Raw genomic sequence first — 19,702 nt, forward strand, 5'->3', positions numbered from 1 at the left:
ATACCCATAACCGCAAAGCAAATGTAGTGGCAGTGCGGCAGGGCAAATGAGTCTCTTTCACTTGATTCTCGTGGCAATCATTCAGGGCCTCACGGAATTCCTGCCGGTTTCATCATCCGGTCACCTGATCCTTTTGCCCAGTCTGACAGGGATGGATGATCAGGGGCAAGCGATAGATGTTGCAGTCCACGTCGGCACGTTGGGCGCAGTCGTTTTGTACTTCTGGTCTGACGTCAAACAGGCAGTTTGCGGTCTGCCCCTCGCCCTGACCGGTCGTACCGATACCCCAAAGGCCCGGCTGGCAATGGGTCTCATCATCGCAACGATACCCACTGTCATCGTCGGACTAATCCTTTATTTGACCGGCCTCAGCCAAGCGCTGAGATCGATTGCCGTCATCGGCTGGTCGATGTTGCTGTTTGGTCTATTGCTCTATTGGATGGATCAGAAGGGTCAGCAAACCAAGGTCGCCAAAGACTGGGGACCACGGGACGCGGCGATTATGGGGCTGTGGCAGGTCATTGCCCTGATCCCGGGCACCTCTCGGTCCGGCATTACCATCACCGGCGCGCGGCACTTGGGGTACACGCGCGAGGATGGGGCGAAGATCGCCATGCTGATGTCGATCCCGACCATCATCGCATCTGGGGTTTTGCTGTCCTTGGACGCGGCCTACAAGGCCGACGCAGCGCTGGCCAAAGACGGAGCGATTGCCGCCGTTTTCGCTTTTGTTTCTGCGCTTCTGGCGCTGAGCCTGATGATGCGTTTGTTGCGCAGTGTCAGTTTTACGCCTTACGTCATCTACCGGGTTATTCTGGGCGTGACCCTGTTGGTGATTGCCTATAGCTGATCAGGTCCGCAGGTTCCCGGCCGAATTCTGAATATCGTCATACTGGCCCGAGGGGCGAAACTTCCACAGATATTCCGGCAGAACAGAATCCATCGTCGTCGGTTCGATCCCCAAATCAGCCAAGCCCTTTGATTCCTCACCCACCACATTGTCGCGTCGGAGGTTCTTGAGTTGGTCGCGCGTCAGGATCGGGTTTGAAAACAGTTGAAAGCTGACAAATTTCATGATGTCCAACACGCCCGCCATAATTCTGGCGGCGAAGAACGGCATACCGAATATGACCCGGCGGCGGTAAATGACCGCAAGCATCTGTTGCATCAACGCCCGAAAGGTCTTCACCTCGGGGCCACCCAGTTCGTAAACACCGGCTGCCGCCTGCCCCACAACACCCTGAACCGCAGCCTGAGCCACATCGTCCACATAAACAGGCTGAAACCGTGTTTCTGCGCCGACCAGAGGCAGACACGGTCCCAAACGGGTCATAGCGGCGAACCGATTGAAGAACTGATCTTCGGTCCCGAAAATGATCGAGGGGCGCAGGATGACCGCTCCGGGCATATGCGCCAGCACGGCAGCCTCACCTTCGGCTTTGGTTCGGGAATAGATGCTGTCCGATTGCGCATCCGCGCCGATGGCCGAGATATGCACCATCCGCGCCACGCCATGCTCGGCAGCTAGGCGCGCAATACGTTCCGCCCCTTCGGCCTGCACCGCGTCAAATCCGTTTTTCCCCAACTCGTTCAACACGCCAACGCAATTCACAACCGCATCCGCGCCCTGCAGGGCCAAAGACACAGAAGCGTCATCCCGGATATTGCAAAAAACCGGCTCGACCTGACCAACGACACCATAGGGTTTCACGAACATGGCCTCGTTCGGGCGTCGTACAGCAACCCGTACACGCCAGCCCTCATTCGCCATCCGGCGCGCAATGTAACGCCCGACAAAACCTGACCCTCCGTAGATTGTGACCAGTTTCGACATCCGATGGCTCCCGCTGCGTGGCTTTGACGTAGAATTAGCGCCGCGGCCCCTGTCTAACAAGTCGCTAATTCGCCGCGCAACGGGATCGTGCTGGCATGCTGCCCGAGGTCGCGATCGCCCCGTTCAAAAAACTTTCGGAAAACAGGGCGAATCCTGTTGACGCCTCCAGCCACTGGGCTTAAACGCCCCTTCACGACACCTGCCCAGGTGGCGGAATTGGTAGACGCGCTAGCTTCAGGTGCTAGTGTCCGTATGGACGTGGAGGTTCGAGTCCTCTCCTGGGCACCAAAATCCCCCATAAAAACTATTTAAAATCAAAGTATTGATGGGACGCAATTGCCTTCAATGAACCTATGTACCACATTTTCGCTTTGTTGTGGCTCACGTTGCTAGAAGACACAATACTGGGAAAGTGCGGAAGTCCTAGTTGGTTTTTGGAGAGGCATAGTCTGTCTGCACAAGGACGCAAATAGTGAGCAGCCTCGATCAATTCTCTCTATACAACAAGTTCAACAAAATGCTCGCCATCGGAAACACTTGTCATTTTTGCCCTCATTCCCGCCAAGGCTTGAATTGCACGTACAGGTGCCAAGTCTATTGTGTCTGTTATGAACTTGTCAGACTTTAGAACCTCAAGGCTATGTTGAGCTTCTGCGCCTTCTCTCGAGCCATGGCCCTAACTTCAACCATGTGTTCTTGACCGTCATTGCCACCAATAAGTGCAATGGCGGCGTCCAGCAGGCATTTGACGATTAACGCCCAATGCTGCAATTCCCCGCGCGTGCAGCTTTTTTGGGATAGGACAAAACTTCTCCGTTCGCTCAAACGCGTCGTTCAATCTTTGCTGATTCCTCCGGTTGTGATATTGATAGAAATCATATCATAGCGAGCAACACAAATATCAATAGAAATTCTATCAAATAGGCAAATCAAGGCTGCACGCGCCTTGTTGGCTTGGTCGCAAGTGGATTTAGCCGAGCGTTCGGGCATTTCTTATCCCACTATCGCCAGACTTGAGGCCAATGATGGCCCGCTGGGTGGTCGAACGGAAACGGCTATAGCGATCCGAGCTACCTTTGAGGCCCAAGGCATTCAGTTCCTGGAAGAGGGAGACACAGCAAAAGGCGCTGGGGTGGTTCTGGTCAGGGAAACTGATCCAAATGTTTTTTAGGAAGAGAGCTGATAGAAACCTGTCATGACACTGATAGCTTTTGACCACGTGAACGTACGCACCACTAAACTTGAAGAAATGGTTGAGTGGTATGGAAAAGTACTGGGCTTGTACTCAGGAAAACGACCGGATTTCAAGTTCCCCGGTGCTTGGCTGTATCTGAGTGATACAGCGGTCGTGCACTTGGTCGGAGTAGCAGAAGAGCCTTCGGTTGGAGCGAATCCTACGCTGGAACACTTTGCCTTCAAGGGTAGTGGCCTGAAAGCGTTTGTGGGGAAGTTGGAAAGGATGAGCATTGCTCACACCGTTGATCGAATACCAGGGATGCCGATTGTGCAGGTCAATCTCCGGGACATTGACGGCAACCACATTCACGTTGATTTCGAAACCGACTGACGGCCTGATTCACCTTCAACATAGAATCCACGGCGATCTCAGCCAGTACTGCGACCAGTAGTCGACTTCACGCAACCCGCATCATCAAAACCATAGCCAAACAGGCGCAACCGACGCCCACCAGTTCGCGAGGCCCAACATGCTCGTCGAAGAAAGCCCAACCAGCGCCGCAAAGGATTATCAACGACAACATTGAATAAGCTACTGCAGCTTGCCCGAGTGTCACATGACGCATCGCGAAATACCAAAGGATAGCGGAACAGGCATAGAGAAAGATGCCCACAAGCATGGGCGGAGACGCAATCGCCCTGGCGCCATCCGCAGCAACTTTGATGAATAGGTCACCTGCAATGACCACGGCGGCGGTGAACAGAGAAAACAAAATGCCATAGAAAACGCTCATAATAACTCCAAAAAAAATACTTAAAATAATGCAGCGCGAAATGCATGCGCCCTGGCAACTATGGTCCGCTAAGAACAAGATTCTGTCAAACGCGTTGGATTCGGCAATGTCATGTTTTTTGAAGAGTGTGTGACGCACTTCACTGACCAACGTCACAAGGCTGAGCATATTGAGTGTATTGACGAGTTAGCGTTCCTGGTGTGTTTCGAACGCGAGATTTCTTTCTTCTCCCTGAGACTGGGGCGTGCTTGTGGTTGGGCACGCCCCGTTTTTTCGGCGCTATCCTAACCCGTCAATGATGATGGTGACCATGACCATTGTCGTGATGGTGGTGATGCCCTTGGCCGCCGCCGTGGTAGTGATGTGGAGCAGCTTGAAAAGGCGGGTTGGCGTAAAAAGGGCCAAAGTGACACTCAGGGTCTTGAGGAGCGTGATAGCAGTACGGACCTGGGGCCGGATGGTAGGGGTGATAGTAGCGGTTCCAATACACATACCAAGGGTAGGCCTGGTAGTGATTTTCCCAATACGCCTGACTGAATTCTACAATCGCGATGCCAAGCGCTGCAGCAAGCACCGGGTTCATGACCTTTTTCGAGCCGTCACTTTCGGTGAGAATGTAGTTTGACGATATCCAGCCGCGTGCGCTATTCCACCCCGTATCGCACCAGCTATAGCCAGTCTGGCAACCGTAAATCTCGATTGTCGCGTTTTGCGGCAACGTGGCGACGACTGGGTAATTCGTACTTGGACCGGCTCGCATATGGACGGAAGTGGTGGTGAAACCTTGTGTCTCGGCAAGGGCTGAGTTTGCCACCAAAGGTACAAAAAATGCCGTTGTTAGGCAGAGCAATAAGTGTCTCATAGGATTTCCCGTCCGCAAAATGACCTTGTTAAGTTACACCGTCTAATCCGATCTCAGCCAAGGTAGCCCCAATCTACAGACAATATTGGCCTACCCGACTTTGTGTTGCAACTTGCAACACCCTTAAGACGATCCAGGAACGCGCCGTTGTTCAGCTTGGTGTCGCGTATTAGGTTTCGGGCCTCTTGGCCGGTTTGCTCAGCGCGGGATATGGCGCGGTTAAGTATGCTGGCGCGAAACCCCCGCTAGCTCGGCAGTCTCAGAGGCGAGCCGCTTTTCATGCCGATATTCCGCCCCTCAGCGATCGGAAAGACTGGTGGGACAGAGTGACCTAGAAGCTTCTTTCGCGGCGCACAACTCCTTGCGTTTTTTTAGATGCCCCGCAGTTCGGACTGCGTCCAACTCCAATCGCATCAGGTTTTCATCACTTTCCCATGGCCGTCGGCAGAACAAACTCGCCCTCAGCTAGGGGTCGATAGGGTTCGTCACGATCTGGCTTCATCGAATTCGCCGCGCAACTAGCCCGAGTACGTCACCGCTTCCCAAGCTGTTCGATGGTTTGTTGCGCGACAGCTAAAGAATTCCGGATTCGTGAAGTGGGGCCTGCTAGAATTGCTGGCACCGCTAAACAAAAAAGTCAGTTGCTCTGATAGCCCAGACGATTTTCGCTATAACGATTTCAAACACCACCTCAGTCTTTGTCGCGTAAAAATCACAAAATCGCCTCTCTAAACGAAATCTCGTCTCTCATCACCTGCAACCGGTCTTTTGCCCATTTGTTAAGCACGCGTCTTGTTGATCGTCTTAAATTATTGATATAATTAATTTTTCCATATATTTGCTCTGGTATTAAACCTCCTCAAAGCATAGGAGATATAGCCCACAAACTCCCTTTCTAGCTCAACGCTGTGCCATTCCCGAAGGTTGTCCATCTTGCTATCGTCTGAGAAAAAATCATCATCATCAAGTAAGAGTGCGTCGCCTAGCTGGTTGTGAACCAAGCTATTGGATGAATTCAGATTCTTGTAAGCTTCGCTGACAGCCGAAAACAACCGCTTCCGTTTCTTAGGTTCCAGACTCATTGAGTTTCCGAGCCAAAGAATGATGGCGGCTGCGAGTGCGACGGCTGATAGAAACACTTTCAGCATCTATCGTGGCGTGTTGTTCCTCGGCGCCAATCCTTCAACCGGTCGAACATGATCTCGATACGGTTGCGTTTTTTTGTGCCTGCGCTTGTGTTATTGCACCGGCTTATCGCGAGACTTCCTGCCTCGGATCCCGTCAGAAATAGTAGTGGCGATAAAAGTAAGCGTCAGGCATGTGGTCGTCGAAATACCCAACATCCCGCAAGTCCTTGGCGACCTGCTGATCGAGTTCTCTTTGCCTCTCGCGGGCTTTCAACTTGCGTTTTCGGTGCGCCCGTCTTTCTTCCGGCGCCGCAAAAAACAGCCCCCAAAACCCGTTCGCCTGTCGAGTTACAATTTCTGCCATCTCAGTCGCTCCCAATGATTGTTACCCATTTAAAGAAACAAGATGGTGCTGCCGCATGAGGTGTTCTTTGCGCTACCGTTAAGAAAATGCAATCAAACGTCGCCGACCGTTCCTTCGAATTGGCAAAAACCCTGTGTCAATCAGGTCTCGTTGGTGAAGGATCCGGGCCAGCGCAGGACCGCGTGCGCAAATGCGTGGTATTCTCCTGTGATTTCCCTGACCATGCTTAACGCGGTGGGCCATGGCGTTGTCAGAGTTGCTTCTATCTGACCGGGAACAAGCGCCAGTTCGGCTTCGTGCTTGGCGGCCAGCCGACGCATTTTTTGATTGGTCGCTAGACACACCATGTGAACTTCTCGAATTCCACGATTTTGTGCGGCAGTGATGAGCCGTGACAGCAAGGCATCACCAATTCCCTGACCCTGCCACGGTTCTTCAACAGTGAAAGCTGCTTCTGCAATGGTGTGTGTGTCGCCAGCCAACGTACGCAACTCCCCCACGCCGCGAAGATGCGCGTCTGGGAACGCTCCATAAACCAATGCTGCATTGCCAAAAACTCCCGAGATATAGGAGTCTATCGCTTGTGAGTTAACCGTTGCGCCGAAACGAGACTGTAGGGCGTCGTTGTCCAGGTTGTGAAAGTGGCTAACAACCAGAGATTTATCGTATTTTCGCAGTCTTCTTATTGCTACCTCGTGCATTTTTCTTGCCCCTGCCTTGCTAGGAAGAATGGCGAAAGTGCTTATAAAACCACTGTATCACAATTCTGCACCGCAGCATATTGGGTTGGAATCTGAGGTAGGTGCGGGCCAGTGAACACGACGGCCAGCCTTTATGCATTTGCAGATGCGGCATCTTCAACATCATCCTAAAAAGCATCGCTCCTTCTCCCAGCCAGGGATTCTTCACGGGAAACTCTAATCACAAATGGCCGGAAAATCGGGTTTCAGAGCAGCCTGATAGGCTGCATCCGGGGCGAGAACACAGAAGCGGTTGTGCAGGAGCCAGGGCTCTGGTCAAACCCTAAGGCTAGACGAGCGTGACCCCTGCCGCCACCATGGCCTGTTGCGCGGTTGCCAGAGACCCATCCATGTCGATGGCGCGACATGCGCTTTGCAGAACGGTGACATCAAATCCCAGTCTGGCCGCATCAACCGCCGAGAAGTGCACACAGAAATCCGTCGCTAGACCCACTAAGGTCAGCTGTGCAATACCACGCGTCTCCAAATAGCCTTTCAGACCCGTTGGGGTGGTCTGATCGTTTTCGAAAAACGCTGAATAGCTGTCGATATCACTGCGGAACCCTTTTCGAATGATCAGATCGCCATCGGTGCGCAGGTCAGGGTGAAAACGCGACCCATGAGTGCCCTGAACACAGTGATCCGGCCACAGAACTTGCGGGCCATAGGGCATTTCGATCATCTCGAACGCGCCCTTGCCCGGATGAGAGCTTGCGAACGAGGAATGACCCACCGGGTGCCAGTCCTGCGTCAGGATAACGGCGTCGAACTCGTCCATCATGGCGTTGATCGGGGCGACGATCTCGTCTCCTTCGGCCACGGCCAGCGCGCCGCCGGGGCAGAAATCGTTTTGAACATCGATGACAAGCAGGGCGTGGGTCATGGCGATCTCCTTTTCACTTATCGGTACGGCGTGGCGCAGAGGGCGTCAATCCGATCCCTTGCGACTCTGTTCCAGCAGGTTTAGACCGCGCCCATGTATACGATTGCTGCTCTCTATCATTTTACCCGATTCCCAGATCACGCTGCTTTGCGCGGGCCTTTGCTGGACCTGTGCCGCGTGCAATCGGTCAAAGGTACCCTTTTGCTGGCGCAAGAAGGCATCAACGGCACAATTGCGGGGCCGCGCGCAGGCATTGACGCCGTTCTGGCGCATATCAAGGCCCTGCCCGGATGCGCCGATCTGGACTGGAAAGAGGCCACTGCCGACCACCCGCCCTTCGGCAAGATGAAGGTCCGCCTGAAGAAAGAGATCGTGACCATGGGGCAGCCGGATGTCGACCCACGCGCACGCGTCGGCAATTATGTCGAGCCCGAGGACTGGAACGCGCTTATCCGCTCGGACGACGTTGTGGTGATCGATACGCGCAATGACTATGAAGTGGCGATTGGCACGTTCGAGGGCGCACTAGATCCTGAAACCGCCAGTTTTAGGGAATTCCCTGATTGGTGGGAGAAGAACAAGGACCGGTTTCACAACAAGCGTGTGGCGATGTTCTGCACCGGCGGTATCCGGTGCGAGAAATCCACCAATTACCTGCTGGGGCAGGGGGTCGAGGATGTCTATCACCTCAAAGGGGGTATCCTGCGCTATCTTGAAGAAATGCCTGCCGAAGACAGCACGTGGCACGGAGAGTGTTTCGTGTTCGACAATCGCGTGTCTGTCGGGCATGGACTGGTCGAAGGGCCACATAATCTGTGCCATGGATGCCGCCGCCCGATCCTGCCCGAGGATATGAAACGCCCGGAATACGAGCATGGCGTGGCCTGCCATCATTGCGTGGACGAGACCTCGGACGCCGACAAGATGCGTTTTCGCGAGCGGCAAAAACAGATCATGTTGGCCCGGTCACGTGGCAACGAGCACTTGGGCAGTGTCTGAATTCCGCTTGCAGGTCCGGTCGGAATCCCCATGATCAAGCCCATCCAGGCATGACGGAGATTGAATGTCCCGAAAACCGACAACTTTGGCAGAATGGAAATCAACCTTCCTGGCCGCTGCCGGGTTGGTGTTGGCCAGTTTCCTGGCGTGGTTTGGCCTGTCGCGGCTGAGTGAGACCGCCGCCGGCGATACGATTGGTACAATTGCGTCAGTCGGGTTGCTGATCTGGATCGTATCTCAATCGTGGTACTACATGACCCAGGTGAAATCACCGCGCAGGCTTTTGTTTCTTATGGGCGTGTCCTTCATTCAGGTTGTGCCCTTCCTGTTTGCAGCTGTGTATGGTGCCTTTGGGTACAAGGACAATTGTGTCGTCGGCGCGGAAGGTCCGGCCGACATCCTGTATTTCTCATATGTTACCTTCACCACTGTCGGGTATGGCGATATGGCCCCGACCGGCTTGTGCCGCGGGTTAGCCGTGTCCGAGGCCGTCACCGGCTATATCCTGCTTGGGATGTTTGTGGCCGCTGCGGTATCGCTGTATTCCCGAAACCACAACCACTAGGCTTTCAAACCGGCTATTTGTTCTGATCGATCCAACGCGACATCATCCGCTTGTCCCGAAAGCACTCGGACGGGATCGGGCGGCGTTTGCTGCGTGAGATCCGCTCGGCAAAAGCAACCTGTTTGCCTGTGGGGTAATTGTCGAACTGCGATGTCGCGCGCGGCTTGTGTGCCGAGATCCAATCCGACAACATCCGACGGTCTCCTTGCGCCTCGACCGGAATCTCCAGCGAAGACCGTTCCGCGATGGCCTGAGCGTAGCGCATTTGGCGGTCGGTCACCGGCAGCAGGTGATAGTCGTTGTTGGGGCCTTGATTTGCCAGATTGCGTCTGTGTTGTGCCATCGGTTTATCCTCTGACGATGTAGAACATAAATAGAACATCAACCAAATTTTTCAAGGGGGGCACTGTCTGACCGGCATGTTCCTGCCGTCCCGGCAAGTTTATTGACTGATCAATCAATAACCGATAGGCCGATTTTGACGGCCCCACGCGCCTGTGCAGGGCGCATCAGAAACGAAAAGGATCTGGTATGAAGTTCCAACCCAAGGCCAGCCATTTCATCGATGGCGCGTATGTCGAAGATGCCAACGGCACCAAGATCGACGTGATCTATCCAGCAACCGGAGAGGTGATTGCCCAACTGCATTCGGCCACGCCCGAGATTGTCGAACAGGCCCTGGCCAGCGCCAAGACCGCGCAGGCCGACTGGGAGGCCATGTCGGGCACCGAACGTGGCCGCGTACTGCGCCGCGCCGCCGACATCATGCGTGATCGCAACCGCGAATTGTCGATCCTGGAAACCCATGACACTGGCAAACCCCTTCAGGAAACCTTGGTAGCCGACGCAACCAGCGGAGCCGACGCGTTAGAGTATTTCGGGGGTCTGGCGGCATCCCTGACTGGCGAACACATTCCCCTCGGCGGCGGCGACTTTGTCTATACCATTCGCGAAGCACTGGGCGTCTGCGTTGGGATCGGTGCATGGAACTATCCCACCCAGATTGCCTGTTGGAAAGGCGCTCCGGCCTTGGCCTGCGGCAACACGATGGTGTTCAAGCCATCCGAGACCACGCCTCTGTCTGCGCTTCAAGTGGCTGAAATCCTCATCGAAGCCGGTGCGCCCAAAGGTGTTTATAATGTCGTCCAGGGCTATGGCGACGTAGGCGCATCGCTGGTGACCGACCCGCGCGTTGCCAAGGTTTCATTGACGGGGTCAGTGCCAACGGGCCGCAAAGTCTATGCCGCTGCTGCAGATGGCATGAAGCATGTCACTATGGAATTGGGCGGCAAATCCCCGATGATAGTATTCGACGATGCCGACATCGAAAACGCGGTCTCGGGCGCGATATTGGGTAATTTCTATTCCTCGGGTCAGGTGTGCTCCAACGGTACGCGCGTTTTCGTTCAGGCAGGCATCAAAGACGCTTTTCTGAACCGTCTCGCTGAACGCCTGGCGACGGTCAAGATCGGTGATCCACTGGATGAAGATGTCAATTTCGGGCCAATGGTCAGCGAAAACCAGATGAACATTGCGCTGGGCTACATCGAAAAAGCCAAGGCCGAGGGCGCACGTTTGGTTTTTGGTGGCGAGCGTATCGACGGCCACGGCTTCTACATGCAGCCCACAGTTTTTGCCGACGTCACCGATGATATGACGATCGCGCGTGAAGAGATTTTTGGCCCGGTCATGGCGGTGTTGGATTTCGACACCGAAAACGAGGTGCTGACCCGCGCCAACGATACAGAATTTGGTCTCGCCGCCGGTGTGTTCACAAACGACCTGACCCGCGCACATCGCGTCGTGGCCGGGTTCGAGGCTGGAACGTGCTACATCAACACCTACAATCTGGCGCCGGTCGAAGCGCCGTTCGGTGGATCCAAAATGTCCGGTGTGGGGCGTGAGAATTCCAAGCTGGCGATCAACCATTTCAGCGAAATGAAGACGGTCTACGTATCGATGAACGACGTCGAAGCGCCGTACTGAAATCAGCCGCCTCTGTTCCCGGCCGCGTGTTTCGGGAACAGAGCGCGCGCATGTACCTCTTGGTTGGTATCCGACACCTCTGTGCGGTTCGCGCAGGGTTGAATTTGACCATACCACCCGGCCAAGACCTTGGACGTCCCAATCCGTCAATGACACTTTGGGTGCTTTGAACCAACTTTTCTCACAGATAAAAGTGCGTAGGTTTCTGGTGAGGGGATCATTTGCTCGTCCGCCCGCCAGAGCCACCGTATGGATCATCAGGCGGTAATCTCGGGGCGTCCCGGCCTTACTGGGCGTCGTTTGCTTGGTCTTCTGCCAACGTCTGCTTTTGGTCCAGCATATCCAGCATCGCGGTGATTTTTTGACGGGTCATTTCACTGTCGCCGAGCAGGTTTTCAGCATCTGCTAGAGGCGTATCGGACCGGCGTTCAACTTGTTTGGCCAGTTCTTGAGTGATCGTATTCAAATCAACAAAAACTCCGCCCGCCTGCGCGTTGATGTCCCCTGGTAAATTGGCCAGCCAAAAGTACCGGTTTGCTGCCTGAGCGTCACCAAGACCCCGCAGCAGATCTCCAGCGGCTTCATAGTCTTCGTTCACGGCCAGAGCCCACGCACGCAAGCTGTCGGCCTCATTGGATGTGTCGTCTGACAACTCCAGCAAGGCCTTGTTGGGCTGACCGTCAAGCAGGGCTGCGCGTGCGCGCAACCTTGCGCGTTGGGCGCGGTCTGTCGTGTCATGGGAGCGATTGGCAAAGGCAGAGCTCTGAGTTGCAAAACCCAGCCTCCCCAGCCGATCTGATAGCGTGATTGCAGTTTCTGTGGTCAACGTTTCGATTTCCTTGTCAGACATGGCCAGCGCCTGCTTGAGAAACGTGATGTCGTCAGCCCGTGTGGCCAGGATGTGCAGATGCCGAGTCAAGCTATCCTTGCGAGTCTCGCCCTCGGGCAGGCTTTGGATCAGGGAATACGCGCTGTCGAACTCGTGGCTCAGACCCAGCGCAACGACATGTGTCCGTTGCATCATGGGTCCGATCTCGGAAGCTCTGAATTCCATGGCAAAGGCTGCCGCCAGGTCACGTTCCCGGGAAGAAACCGAGCCTTGGTCTACCCATCGTTTTTCAACAAGTCTGGCCAAGGCGAGTGGCGCATCCTTTGCCGTTTCCGAAGCAGAGACTACCTCCTGCAGCATGGTTTCGGCCGTTACATGATCTCCTTCTGCCTCAGCGATCCGAGCCTTGGCGAAACTCGGGCGAACACCAGGTTCGACGCGATCAACCGAGCGCATGATCCGCCGGGCAGGTTCCAGTTGGTCCGCATCCACCAGAATTGACGACAGCGCTGGACCCAGGCTGCGACGCAAATGCCGAGGCAACTGTGCAAAAGACTGTTCGATGGCGTCCAAGTCTGCATCGGCACTCAGTACCTTTTCGGTCAGCAGTGCCCAGAGGGCCGAATTGCCGTCGCAGCGTTGCAGTCCACGAAAGGGACCGTCGTCCGCTGCGTCCCGTTCGTCAACAACCCCAGCGATGGCCCTAACCCATGCCTGGTCGCGCGTTTGCGTTTCAATCAGTGCAAGTGTGGCGGTTGCCTCGGCGCCAAACCCATAGAAGGCATATAGCTTTGCAAGCCCAATGGCTTTCTGTTTGTCGACGCGATCAAATTCCTGAAACAAACCCGTGCGGAAGTCTGCAACCTGTTCAACAAATGGGCGCGTGTCAGACCAGGTGGTAAATCCCAGTTCAGCATCTGCAATACAGGGGGGTCGTTTTTCTATTTGCGGCACGTTGGGCCCCAGCAACGCTTCAAGCTCGTCTAGCACCGTTGTAACATTGAGGTTCGCAGTGAGGTCTGACGGCAAGCTGGCGACATTTGGCAGACTCGAGAGGCGGGGCCCTACGGGTGCGAGGTCCAGATCCATAATCTCGCGATCGGCACCCTGAAGCAAACGGATCGAAAGCTGATCCTTGAACACCTGTTTGTGCCCAGTCAAAAGCGGCAGGGCCAAAGACTCAGGCACTTTGGGCGCGTCCGCCCGTGGCATGGGTTGCGGAGCAGGGATATCGGCAGAAAGTGGAGGCGGCAGGACACCGGGCGCTATGTCTATGACAATCATCGATTGTTGAAACAAAAAAGCAGAAGCCACGCAGTCACATCCGAACTCCATGTTCAGCGCTGCCCCTGGTTCAGTTTGTGATAGCGCGGATAGTCGGCCTGACGACAAACGACCAAACACGCCATTTGTCTGAAATTTGGCATCGTCAATCGCGACGCTCAGCCGTGCCCCATTCTTGCGCTGTGCAAGCGCCCAATTCGTGCCCTGCGGTATCTGAACAACAAGACGCGTATAGCTGTCGTGTTCACCTGAGCGTACTGTCAGGTTTTGAGAAGCGGCCGTTGTCGCTGCCGCAATCAAGACTGACGTCAGCAAAGTAACCCGTTTCATGCAGCTGCCTGTTTGAGTTCTTTGAGCGCGTCCTCCAGCTCGGTGAACCCCGGTCGGTTGTGGGTGGGCGTGTTCTGGCGACCAACTTCGATGCACATGGCGGCGTTGTGGTTGTGCAGATTGGCAACCAGAACCTCTTTGATCAGTTGGTAGAAGTGATTGTCCTCTTCCACTACATTTTTCAACTTGCCGGCAAAAGGACCAACCAAACCATAGGCCAGAAACACACCCAGAAACGTCCCGACCAAGGCCCCGCCGATCAATTTGCCCAAAACTTCTGGCGGCTGATCGATCGAACCCATCGTTTTGATCACACCCAACACCGCTGCGACAATCCCGAGGGCAGGAAGGCCGTCAGCCACCGTTTGCAAGGCATGGCTGGAATGCATCGCATGATGAAAGTTCGCCTCCATCCGTTTTTCCAGCACCTCTTCGACCTGATGTGGATCATCATAGTTCAGTGCCGCCGACCGCATCGTGTCGCAGATCAGATCGACGGCTTCCTTGTCGGACTGGATCTTGGGATAGGCGGAAAACAGGCTCGAATTCTGGGGATCTTCGATATGTTGTTCAACTTCTACCGGATTTGCCCGTGCAATGCGGATCAATGAAAACAAAAGGCAAAGAAGATCCCGATAGTCCTGGGGCTTCCATTTCGGACCTTTGAAGACCTTGCCCATATCCTTGATTGTGTGTTTGATCCCGCCGATATCGTTGCTGATCAGAAAGGCACCCACGGCGGCGCCGCCGATCATCATCATCTCAAATGGCAAAGACTTCATGATAATCGTCATCTTGCCGCCAGCGGCAAGGTACCCGCCGAACACCATGACGAAAATGATGACAATTCCGACAATTCCAATCATTTGCGATCTCCGGCTTTGGGTTGGGCTGATCTGAGTGGCACGGGCGTCTACTCCTGCGGTGCTGCGGCGTTGCGGCCTGCCATGACAACACTGATCGTATAAGCGGCTTCCGGGCTGAGCCCGGCCAGTACGCCCGCCGCCGCATCAGGTGTCATGCGAGACAGGAAACCTGCTGCGAAACTCGGTTCCATCGTCTCGAACAGTGCGGCAGCGTCTTTTGGTTTCATGTTCTGGTACATGTCTGTCAGGCGGATCAGGTCGGTTTCGGCGGCTTTGTCTGCCAGTGCGAGTGTTTCGCGCAGATCTTCTTCGGCCTGTTGCAAGGCCACCAACCGCGTTTCGATGGCGTCACCTGCAATCTCAAGCGCCTTTTCCTTGTCCCTCATTGCCTTTTCCCGCTGAACCAACTTTTTTTCCCGATTCAAAAGTTCGGTCAAAAGCACCTGGAGATCCGGCGCGCCCGTCACCACAGGTTGATCCGCAGTCTTTTCTGGGTCCGCGGATTTGGCCAAGGCAGGTCCGGCTTCCAGACCCAACCGAATTGCTGCCGATCCGATCATGAGGAGTGCGATCACCGCCAGAACGCCGCCGCGCGGACGGGCTCTGTTTGTCTTTGCAGGGGCACGTTTCATTCCGCAGGCTCACTGCGCTGGCGATCATGGCGGAAAAACATCAGGCCCTCAGGCGCTTTGTTTTCTGCTGGTCCAACTTCAACAGGCAGGTCGGGTTCTGTGGCGTCCTTTGACGCGTCGTACGACACGGGCAGTTCGACCTGTTCCGAATTTTGCTCACCTTCGTCCGTTTCGGTCGGCGGATCCTCCTTGGTGACCGGTTCAGAAGGTTGGACCTGTTCCGGAATGACGTCATGCATGGACGCCATCATCAGTTCCAGCCTTTGTGCAACCGATTGCGCACGTTCAGTCACGTCTTGCAGGGTATCCCCCGACCGCTCCGAGGCTGCGCGCGCGCTGTCCAGCGATTTTTTCAGCTCTTCAGCCTGGGTCGACAGCACTGCGACAGCACCGCCTACGCCTTGTTCCAAATCAGTAAACCGCTTGAGCCGCCGGGACAGCACAAAGCAATAGAGACCGGCGCCAAGCGCACCTGCGACCAGCAAAATATCCGCGATCAGCTCCAATTTCGCCTCCTAGTTCATTACAAATTCCATCACCAGAACGTCGCGCACGCGACCTTCACCGACGACGATTTCGATGCGCCGCAGCAGATGGCCCCGGATACGCATCAACGCCAAAGAATCCTCGAGATCCGAGGTTTCGACCGCACGCAGATACCCGTTCAGCACGTCCATGATTCGTGGTTGCATTTTTTCCACGTCAGAGATGTAGGCCGCGTTAACTTCGAGTTGCGCGTGAAACTTCAGATGCCGCGATTCTGTCGCATTCACTGACACGATCACGGGCGGAAGATCGACAAATCCAACTTCCGGCAGGGCTATGGGCGGATTGGCCATTTCATCGCCATGGACCCCGGATACCGCGCCGAAAGGCAACAGTCCCGACGTTGTCAGGAAGTAGCCGCCAGCCGCCCCGGCCAAAGCCAGAATCGCCCCTGCAATCAGTCCTTTTTTGCCTGCCGGTTTTGGGGCTGCTGCCTCTTCTGCAGTTGCGTCAGTCATGACGTCCTCATCTATCCGATCTGCACCTGTCATAACCCGGCAGGGACTAACCGATTGTTAAGGGCAATCGTTCAAACAGAGGGTGCGCCGGGCAGAATGTCGGCGAGTCGGAGGTGAGCGTGCAGCAGATCGGAACTGTCTGGGCAAGTTTGGACAGGCGAAAACAAATCATCGTCGCCGGTGCAGTTGTGCTGGTGTTTCTCGGGGTCCTTGGGATGTCACGTTTGGTGACCGCGCCGTCCATGACCCTTCTGTATGCGGGTCTGGAAAGCGGGGCCGCAGGTGATATCGTCCGTGCGCTGGATCAGCGTGGGGTCGCGTATGAAATCCGGGGCGGCTCGATCTATGTGCCGCAATCGCAGCGGGATGAGCTGCGCATGACCCTGGCCAGCGAAGGCCTGCCAGCCAACGGCAATCGCGGATATGAACTGCTGGACTCGCTCAGCGGTTTTGGCACCACATCGCAGATGTTCGATGCCGCCTATTGGCGCGCGAAAGAGGGTGAACTTGCGCGCACAATCGTTGGCAGCGCTCATATCAGCCAGGCCCGTGTGCACATAGCCAACGGTTCAGCCAACCCGTTTCAGCGCAGCGTGGCCCCGACCGCGTCGGTCTATCTTGTTCCGTCCGGCGCGCAAATCACCGCAGATCAGGCCAAAGCGATTCGTTTCTTGGTGGCATCGGCAGTCAGTGGGCTGGCGCCTGAAAACGTTGCGGTGATCGACTCGAATGGTGCTGTGATCGGTGGGCAGGACACGGCGGTTGCGGCCGACACGGCGGATGACAAATCGCGTCAACTGCGCGAGCGGGTTTTGCGACTTGTCGAGGCGCGTGTGGGTGCCGGAAACGCGGTGGTAGAAGTCAGCGTGGACACGGTGACCAAGACCGAATCGATCCGGGAACGCCGCTTTGACCCAAAAGGGCGCGTCGCGATCAGTACGGATGTCGAGGAACGCTCGGACAGCGCGCGCAATCATTCTTCGGACGTCACGGTGGCGTCAAATCTTCCTGACGGGGATGGCGCGGGTGGGGATGAATCGAATTCGACCGCGACCCAAACCCGGGAACGTGTGAACTACGAAGTCTCCGAGACCGAGTTGGAAGTGCACAATGCCGCGGGCGCGATCAAACGGTTGACGGTGGCCGTGCTGGTGAACGGCACTCGGTCGGTGGACGCCGCCGGGGGCGACGTCTTTGCGCCCTTGCCACAGTCCGAGTTGGATGCCCTTGAAGAATTGGTAGCCTCAGCCGTCGGGTTTGATGCAGCGCGTGGCGATGTGATCACCCTCAAATCGCTCGATCTGCCAGTGGTCGCGCCGCAGGGCACACTGGCTTCGGCTTCGATGTGGCAGCACATCCATCTGGACGCGATGTCTCTGGTCCAGATGGCCGTGCTGGCAGTGGTGTCTCTGGTTCTGGCCTTGTTCGTGATCCGCCCAATCCTGATGAAACCGGCGATGATGCAGGCTTTGCCACCCTCCGGTGCCGCGCCCGAAACACAGGAGGCACAGGTTCTTGTCGGGGAAATCACCTCAGAGGATGCGGCTGACTTTACCGCTCTACCCGGTAATGCGCCGGGAGCTGACGTACCGGCGTTGGCCTCGGACAGCAACGCAGACCCCGTGGATCGCCTGCGCGCCATGATCGGAGACAAGCAGGAAGAAACGGTCGAGATTCTGCGCAGCTGGCTTGAAGAAGGGGAGGAGAGGGTCTGATGTCGATTGCGCATCTGCTAGAGGATTTCACCCTTCAGGTCGAAGGGGGCACTCTACACCTTCTGGATGAAGACGCGTTGGAGGAACAAAGGCTGGCCGCTTTTGATCATGGTTATGGTGCCGGGTGGGAGGACGCCATTCAGGCACAGGAGCAAAGCCGCGGTCATATCTCAACCGAGTTGTCGAAGACCTTGGAGGACATGTCCTTCACGTATCACGAAGCGCTGACCCGGATGACGTTGTCGTTGGAGCCGATGTTTCAAAGCCTTGTCCAGTTGGTACTGCCAGACAGCATCGACCGAAGCTTTGCCATCCGCTTGTCTGAACAATTGCGTGACATGGCGCGCGACCAGATAGATCAACCCATGCAAATCCTGGTGCCTGAAGGCCGCGGCGCCGAGGTGGAGAGCGTGTTGCGACCGGATATGCCCCAGCGCCCGCGCGTGATTGAAGATCCGTCGCTGCAGCCCGGACAGGCGCGGCTGCAGGTCGGGATATCCCGGCGCGAGGTGGATTGCACGAGCTTGTTGGCGTCGGTCGCACAGGCATTTGAATCCTACATATTTGAGGCGAAAGAGGCTGTGTCCCATGACTGATTCCCAATCCCAGAAACCAGAAAAATCCAATCCTTTCGGTGCGGTACCCATTGAGGTGACCGTCTCGGTTGGCCGCGCCCGCCCATTGATCCGAGACCTGTTGAATATGGGTGAAAACGCGGTGCTGGCGCTGGACAAGCGTATCGAAGATCCGGTGGATCTCTATGTCGGTGATCAATTGGTCGCACGTGGTCTGCTGGAAGAGATGGAGGGTGATCATGCCGGGCAATTGGCCGTACGTCTGACCGAAATCGCTGACTTGCAAAACGGGATCGGCTGATGCGCTGGTGGCTTTGGCTGATTGCAACTGCGGCCATTTTGATGCCGTCGCTTGCGATCGCGCAGGATGTAACGCTGTCGCTGGGCGAAGGCGGGTCCATTTCGGCTCGGACAATACAGCTGATACTGCTGATCACTGTTCTGAGCCTGGCACCGGGTCTGGCGATCATGATCACCTGCTTTCCCTTTTTGATCACGGTGTTGGCGATCCTGCGGCAAGGCATTGGACTTCAGCAATCGCCACCCAACATGCTGATCGTCAGTCTGGCTCTGTTCCTGACGTACTTCATCATGGAACCGGTCTTTACCGAAGCCTGGACCGTGGGAATTCAGCCGATGATAAATGAAACGCTGGACGTTGAACCGGCCCTTGGGCGCGCCTTGCGCCCATTTCGCGAATTCATGGCGGCCAGGCTTGATATGGATACGTTTCAGGCAATGGCCGCGTTGCGCCCCGGCGGTGATGCAATTGTCTTGTCCCCCGACGCACCGCTTTCAGTCCTGATGCCGTCTTTCATGCTGTCCGAAATTGCCCGGGCCTTTCAGATCGGATTTCTGATTTTTCTGCCTTTCCTGATCATCGATCTGGTTGTGGCTGCCGTGCTGATGTCGATGGGGATGATGATGGTACCGCCCGCGATTGTTTCCCTGCCCTTCAAGCTGGCGTTTTTCGTGATTGCAGATGGGTGGGCCCTGATCGCTAGCGCATTGGTGCGGAGCTATATGCCATAGAACGGCGCGTCCGGAGCAATATCAAAAAACCGAACAGTCCCGTAGGGAACGGCAAACATAGTGACGGGGCGAAATGGTTATTCACAACACCGGATGATCCGCAAA

General features: G+C 55.7%; 23 protein-coding genes, 1 tRNA gene and 1 pseudogene. 11 read left to right on the forward strand and 14 right to left on the reverse strand.

From position 1 onward, the window contains the following. The first annotated feature begins 46 nt into the window (after window positions 1-46). On the forward strand, window positions 47-850 hold the full coding sequence (locus ACR0L4_RS18185) for an undecaprenyl-diphosphate phosphatase (protein ID WP_480514485.1): 804 nt from the start codon (window positions 47-49) through the stop codon (window positions 848-850). Here the strand turns inward: ACR0L4_RS18185 and ACR0L4_RS18190 are convergent, their stop codons facing one another. Further along, window positions 851-1,834 carry a complex I NDUFA9 subunit family protein gene (locus ACR0L4_RS18190; RefSeq protein ID WP_480514486.1) on the reverse strand — a complete coding sequence of 328 codons (984 nt, stop codon included), beginning with the start codon at window positions 1,832-1,834 and terminating at the stop codon, window positions 851-853. A 201-nt stretch (window positions 1,835-2,035) separates the two neighbouring features. Between ACR0L4_RS18190 and ACR0L4_RS18195 the strand changes: the two genes are divergently transcribed. After that, window positions 2,036-2,122: transfer RNA gene (locus ACR0L4_RS18195), tRNA-Leu, on the forward strand. Window positions 2,123-2,668: 546 nt separating this feature from the next. Here ACR0L4_RS18195 and ACR0L4_RS18200 read toward each other — a convergent pair. After that, window positions 2,669-2,824 (reverse strand): hypothetical protein, encoded by a 156-nt coding sequence (locus ACR0L4_RS18200; RefSeq protein WP_480514599.1) that lies wholly within the window; start codon window positions 2,822-2,824, stop codon window positions 2,669-2,671. On the opposite strand from ACR0L4_RS18200, the gene ACR0L4_RS18205 reads away from it, so the two are divergent. After that, a complete protein-coding gene (locus ACR0L4_RS18205; RefSeq protein ID WP_480514594.1) occupies window positions 2,799-3,005 on the forward strand; it encodes a hypothetical protein in 207 nt (68 codons plus the stop codon). The two genes, ACR0L4_RS18200 and ACR0L4_RS18205, sit on opposite strands and share 26 nt — an antisense overlap. 24 nt (window positions 3,006-3,029) lie before the next feature. Beyond that, complete coding sequence (locus ACR0L4_RS18210; protein WP_170751921.1) at window positions 3,030-3,401, forward strand: VOC family protein; 372 nt, start codon at window positions 3,030-3,032, stop codon at window positions 3,399-3,401. A gap of 67 nt (window positions 3,402-3,468) precedes the next feature. On the opposite strand, the gene ACR0L4_RS18215 is transcribed toward ACR0L4_RS18210, so the two are convergent. From ACR0L4_RS18215 to pncA, 6 genes and pseudogenes are all read right to left on the reverse strand, one after another. After that, a complete protein-coding gene (locus ACR0L4_RS18215) occupies window positions 3,469-3,972 on the reverse strand; it encodes a hypothetical protein (RefSeq protein WP_170751919.1) in 504 nt (167 codons plus the stop codon). Window positions 3,973-4,096: 124 nt separating this feature from the next. After that, complete coding sequence (locus tag ACR0L4_RS18220) at window positions 4,097-4,666, reverse strand: SH3 domain-containing protein (protein WP_170751917.1); 570 nt, start codon at window positions 4,664-4,666, stop codon at window positions 4,097-4,099. Window positions 4,667-5,757: 1,091 nt separating this feature from the next. Further along, a pseudogene (locus ACR0L4_RS18225) lies at window positions 5,758-5,943 on the reverse strand (IS5/IS1182 family transposase); the annotation flags it as partial. A gap of 4 nt (window positions 5,944-5,947) precedes the next feature. Further along, on the reverse strand, window positions 5,948-6,157 hold the full coding sequence (locus ACR0L4_RS18230) for a hypothetical protein (RefSeq protein WP_170751740.1): 210 nt from the start codon (window positions 6,155-6,157) through the stop codon (window positions 5,948-5,950). A gap of 140 nt (window positions 6,158-6,297) precedes the next feature. After that, on the reverse strand, window positions 6,298-6,858 hold the full coding sequence (locus ACR0L4_RS18235) for a GNAT family N-acetyltransferase (protein WP_170751915.1): 561 nt from the start codon (window positions 6,856-6,858) through the stop codon (window positions 6,298-6,300). A 328-nt stretch (window positions 6,859-7,186) separates the two neighbouring features. Next, window positions 7,187-7,780, reverse strand: a complete 594-nt coding sequence (gene pncA, locus ACR0L4_RS18240) for a bifunctional nicotinamidase/pyrazinamidase (protein WP_480514489.1) — start codon at window positions 7,778-7,780, stop codon at window positions 7,187-7,189. Between the two features lie 93 nt (window positions 7,781-7,873). Between pncA and trhO the strand changes: the two genes are divergently transcribed. Together trhO and ACR0L4_RS18250 are read left to right on the forward strand one after the other, a co-directional pair. Then, window positions 7,874-8,779, forward strand: coding sequence for an oxygen-dependent tRNA uridine(34) hydroxylase TrhO (trhO, locus tag ACR0L4_RS18245; protein WP_480514490.1), 906 nt, complete (start codon window positions 7,874-7,876; stop codon window positions 8,777-8,779). Between the two features lie 64 nt (window positions 8,780-8,843). After that, the gene (locus ACR0L4_RS18250) at window positions 8,844-9,344 is read left to right on the forward strand and encodes a potassium channel family protein (protein WP_480514491.1); all 501 of its coding nucleotides are present in this window, start codon (window positions 8,844-8,846) and stop codon (window positions 9,342-9,344) included. 13 nt (window positions 9,345-9,357) lie between these two features. Here ACR0L4_RS18250 and ACR0L4_RS18255 read toward each other — a convergent pair whose 3' ends face one another. Further along, on the reverse strand, window positions 9,358-9,687 hold the full coding sequence (locus ACR0L4_RS18255; protein WP_170751907.1) for a hypothetical protein: 330 nt from the start codon (window positions 9,685-9,687) through the stop codon (window positions 9,358-9,360). Window positions 9,688-9,875: 188 nt separating this feature from the next. Between ACR0L4_RS18255 and betB the strand changes: the two genes are divergently transcribed. Beyond that, window positions 9,876-11,330, forward strand: coding sequence for a betaine-aldehyde dehydrogenase (gene betB, locus ACR0L4_RS18260; RefSeq protein ID WP_480514492.1), 1,455 nt, complete (start codon window positions 9,876-9,878; stop codon window positions 11,328-11,330). Window positions 11,331-11,616: 286 nt separating this feature from the next. On the opposite strand, the gene ACR0L4_RS18265 is transcribed toward betB, so the two are convergent. The 5 genes from ACR0L4_RS18265 to ACR0L4_RS18285 are packed head-to-tail and all read right to left on the reverse strand — an operon-like array spanning window position 11,617 to window position 16,275. Next, window positions 11,617-13,773 carry a hypothetical protein gene (locus ACR0L4_RS18265; RefSeq protein ID WP_480514493.1) on the reverse strand — a complete coding sequence of 719 codons (2,157 nt, stop codon included), beginning with the start codon at window positions 13,771-13,773 and terminating at the stop codon, window positions 11,617-11,619. Further along, window positions 13,770-14,639, reverse strand: coding sequence for a flagellar motor stator protein MotA (gene motA / locus ACR0L4_RS18270; protein ID WP_480514495.1), 870 nt, complete (start codon window positions 14,637-14,639; stop codon window positions 13,770-13,772). Before motA ends, ACR0L4_RS18265 begins: the two co-directional genes overlap by 4 nt. Before the next feature lie 47 nt (window positions 14,640-14,686). Beyond that, window positions 14,687-15,271 (reverse strand): MotE family protein, encoded by a 585-nt coding sequence (locus ACR0L4_RS18275; RefSeq protein WP_170751900.1) that lies wholly within the window; start codon window positions 15,269-15,271, stop codon window positions 14,687-14,689. Beyond that, window positions 15,268-15,777 (reverse strand): hypothetical protein, encoded by a 510-nt coding sequence (locus tag ACR0L4_RS18280; RefSeq protein WP_480514496.1) that lies wholly within the window; start codon window positions 15,775-15,777, stop codon window positions 15,268-15,270. The genes ACR0L4_RS18275 and ACR0L4_RS18280 overlap by 4 nt, the downstream gene beginning before the upstream one ends. Before the next feature lie 9 nt (window positions 15,778-15,786). Next, complete coding sequence (locus ACR0L4_RS18285) at window positions 15,787-16,275, reverse strand: flagellar basal body-associated FliL family protein (RefSeq protein ID WP_480514497.1); 489 nt, start codon at window positions 16,273-16,275, stop codon at window positions 15,787-15,789. Window positions 16,276-16,394: 119 nt separating this feature from the next. Here ACR0L4_RS18285 and fliF point away from each other — a divergent pair, with 119 nt between their 5' ends. Genes fliF through fliP form a run of 4 tightly spaced genes read left to right on the forward strand, consistent with a single transcriptional unit; the run spans window position 16,395 to window position 19,597 of the window. Then, the gene (fliF, locus tag ACR0L4_RS18290) at window positions 16,395-17,990 is read left to right on the forward strand and encodes a flagellar basal-body MS-ring/collar protein FliF (RefSeq protein ID WP_480514498.1); all 1,596 of its coding nucleotides are present in this window, start codon (window positions 16,395-16,397) and stop codon (window positions 17,988-17,990) included. Beyond that, on the forward strand, window positions 17,990-18,586 hold the full coding sequence (locus ACR0L4_RS18295; protein ID WP_480514499.1) for a FliH/SctL family protein: 597 nt from the start codon (window positions 17,990-17,992) through the stop codon (window positions 18,584-18,586). Before fliF ends, ACR0L4_RS18295 begins: the two co-directional genes overlap by 1 nt. Further along, window positions 18,579-18,866, forward strand: a complete 288-nt coding sequence (locus tag ACR0L4_RS18300) for a FliM/FliN family flagellar motor C-terminal domain-containing protein (protein ID WP_170751890.1) — start codon at window positions 18,579-18,581, stop codon at window positions 18,864-18,866. The genes ACR0L4_RS18295 and ACR0L4_RS18300 overlap by 8 nt, the downstream gene beginning before the upstream one ends. Beyond that, window positions 18,866-19,597, forward strand: a complete 732-nt coding sequence (gene fliP, locus ACR0L4_RS18305; RefSeq protein ID WP_170751887.1) for a flagellar type III secretion system pore protein FliP — start codon at window positions 18,866-18,868, stop codon at window positions 19,595-19,597. The genes ACR0L4_RS18300 and fliP overlap by 1 nt, the downstream gene beginning before the upstream one ends. Window positions 19,598-19,702 lie beyond the last annotated feature (105 nt).

Source organism: Ruegeria sp. AB5 (assembly GCF_056542645.1).

Coding starts and splice junctions, on each gene's coding strand:
- fliP (WP_170751887.1), top strand. CDS start 18,866: ATGCGCTGGTGGCTTTGGCTGATTGCAACTGCGGCCATTTTGATGCCG.
- betB (WP_480514492.1), top strand. CDS start 9,876: ATGAAGTTCCAACCCAAGGCCAGCCATTTCATCGATGGCGCGTATGTC.
- ACR0L4_RS18220 (WP_170751917.1), bottom strand. CDS start 4,666: ATGAGACACTTATTGCTCTGCCTAACAACGGCATTTTTTGTACCTTTG.
- ACR0L4_RS18285 (WP_480514497.1), bottom strand. CDS start 16,275: ATGACTGACGCAACTGCAGAAGAGGCAGCAGCCCCAAAACCGGCAGGC.
- ACR0L4_RS18185 (WP_480514485.1), top strand. CDS start 47: ATGAGTCTCTTTCACTTGATTCTCGTGGCAATCATTCAGGGCCTCACG.
- ACR0L4_RS18265 (WP_480514493.1), bottom strand. CDS start 13,773: ATGAAACGGGTTACTTTGCTGACGTCAGTCTTGATTGCGGCAGCGACA.
- ACR0L4_RS18250 (WP_480514491.1), top strand. CDS start 8,844: ATGTCCCGAAAACCGACAACTTTGGCAGAATGGAAATCAACCTTCCTG.
- ACR0L4_RS18275 (WP_170751900.1), bottom strand. CDS start 15,271: ATGAAACGTGCCCCTGCAAAGACAAACAGAGCCCGTCCGCGCGGCGGC.
- trhO (WP_480514490.1), top strand. CDS start 7,874: ATGTATACGATTGCTGCTCTCTATCATTTTACCCGATTCCCAGATCAC.
- ACR0L4_RS18235 (WP_170751915.1), bottom strand. CDS start 6,858: ATGCACGAGGTAGCAATAAGAAGACTGCGAAAATACGATAAATCTCTG.
- motA (WP_480514495.1), bottom strand. CDS start 14,639: ATGATTGGAATTGTCGGAATTGTCATCATTTTCGTCATGGTGTTCGGC.
- ACR0L4_RS18215 (WP_170751919.1), bottom strand. CDS start 3,972: ATGCTCAGCCTTGTGACGTTGGTCAGTGAAGTGCGTCACACACTCTTC.
- ACR0L4_RS18190 (WP_480514486.1), bottom strand. CDS start 1,834: ATGTCGAAACTGGTCACAATCTACGGAGGGTCAGGTTTTGTCGGGCGT.
- pncA (WP_480514489.1), bottom strand. CDS start 7,780: ATGACCCACGCCCTGCTTGTCATCGATGTTCAAAACGATTTCTGCCCC.
- ACR0L4_RS18255 (WP_170751907.1), bottom strand. CDS start 9,687: ATGGCACAACACAGACGCAATCTGGCAAATCAAGGCCCCAACAACGAC.
- ACR0L4_RS18200 (WP_480514599.1), bottom strand. CDS start 2,824: ATGCCCGAACGCTCGGCTAAATCCACTTGCGACCAAGCCAACAAGGCG.
- ACR0L4_RS18210 (WP_170751921.1), top strand. CDS start 3,030: ATGACACTGATAGCTTTTGACCACGTGAACGTACGCACCACTAAACTT.
- ACR0L4_RS18300 (WP_170751890.1), top strand. CDS start 18,579: ATGACTGATTCCCAATCCCAGAAACCAGAAAAATCCAATCCTTTCGGT.
- ACR0L4_RS18295 (WP_480514499.1), top strand. CDS start 17,990: ATGTCGATTGCGCATCTGCTAGAGGATTTCACCCTTCAGGTCGAAGGG.
- ACR0L4_RS18230 (WP_170751740.1), bottom strand. CDS start 6,157: ATGGCAGAAATTGTAACTCGACAGGCGAACGGGTTTTGGGGGCTGTTT.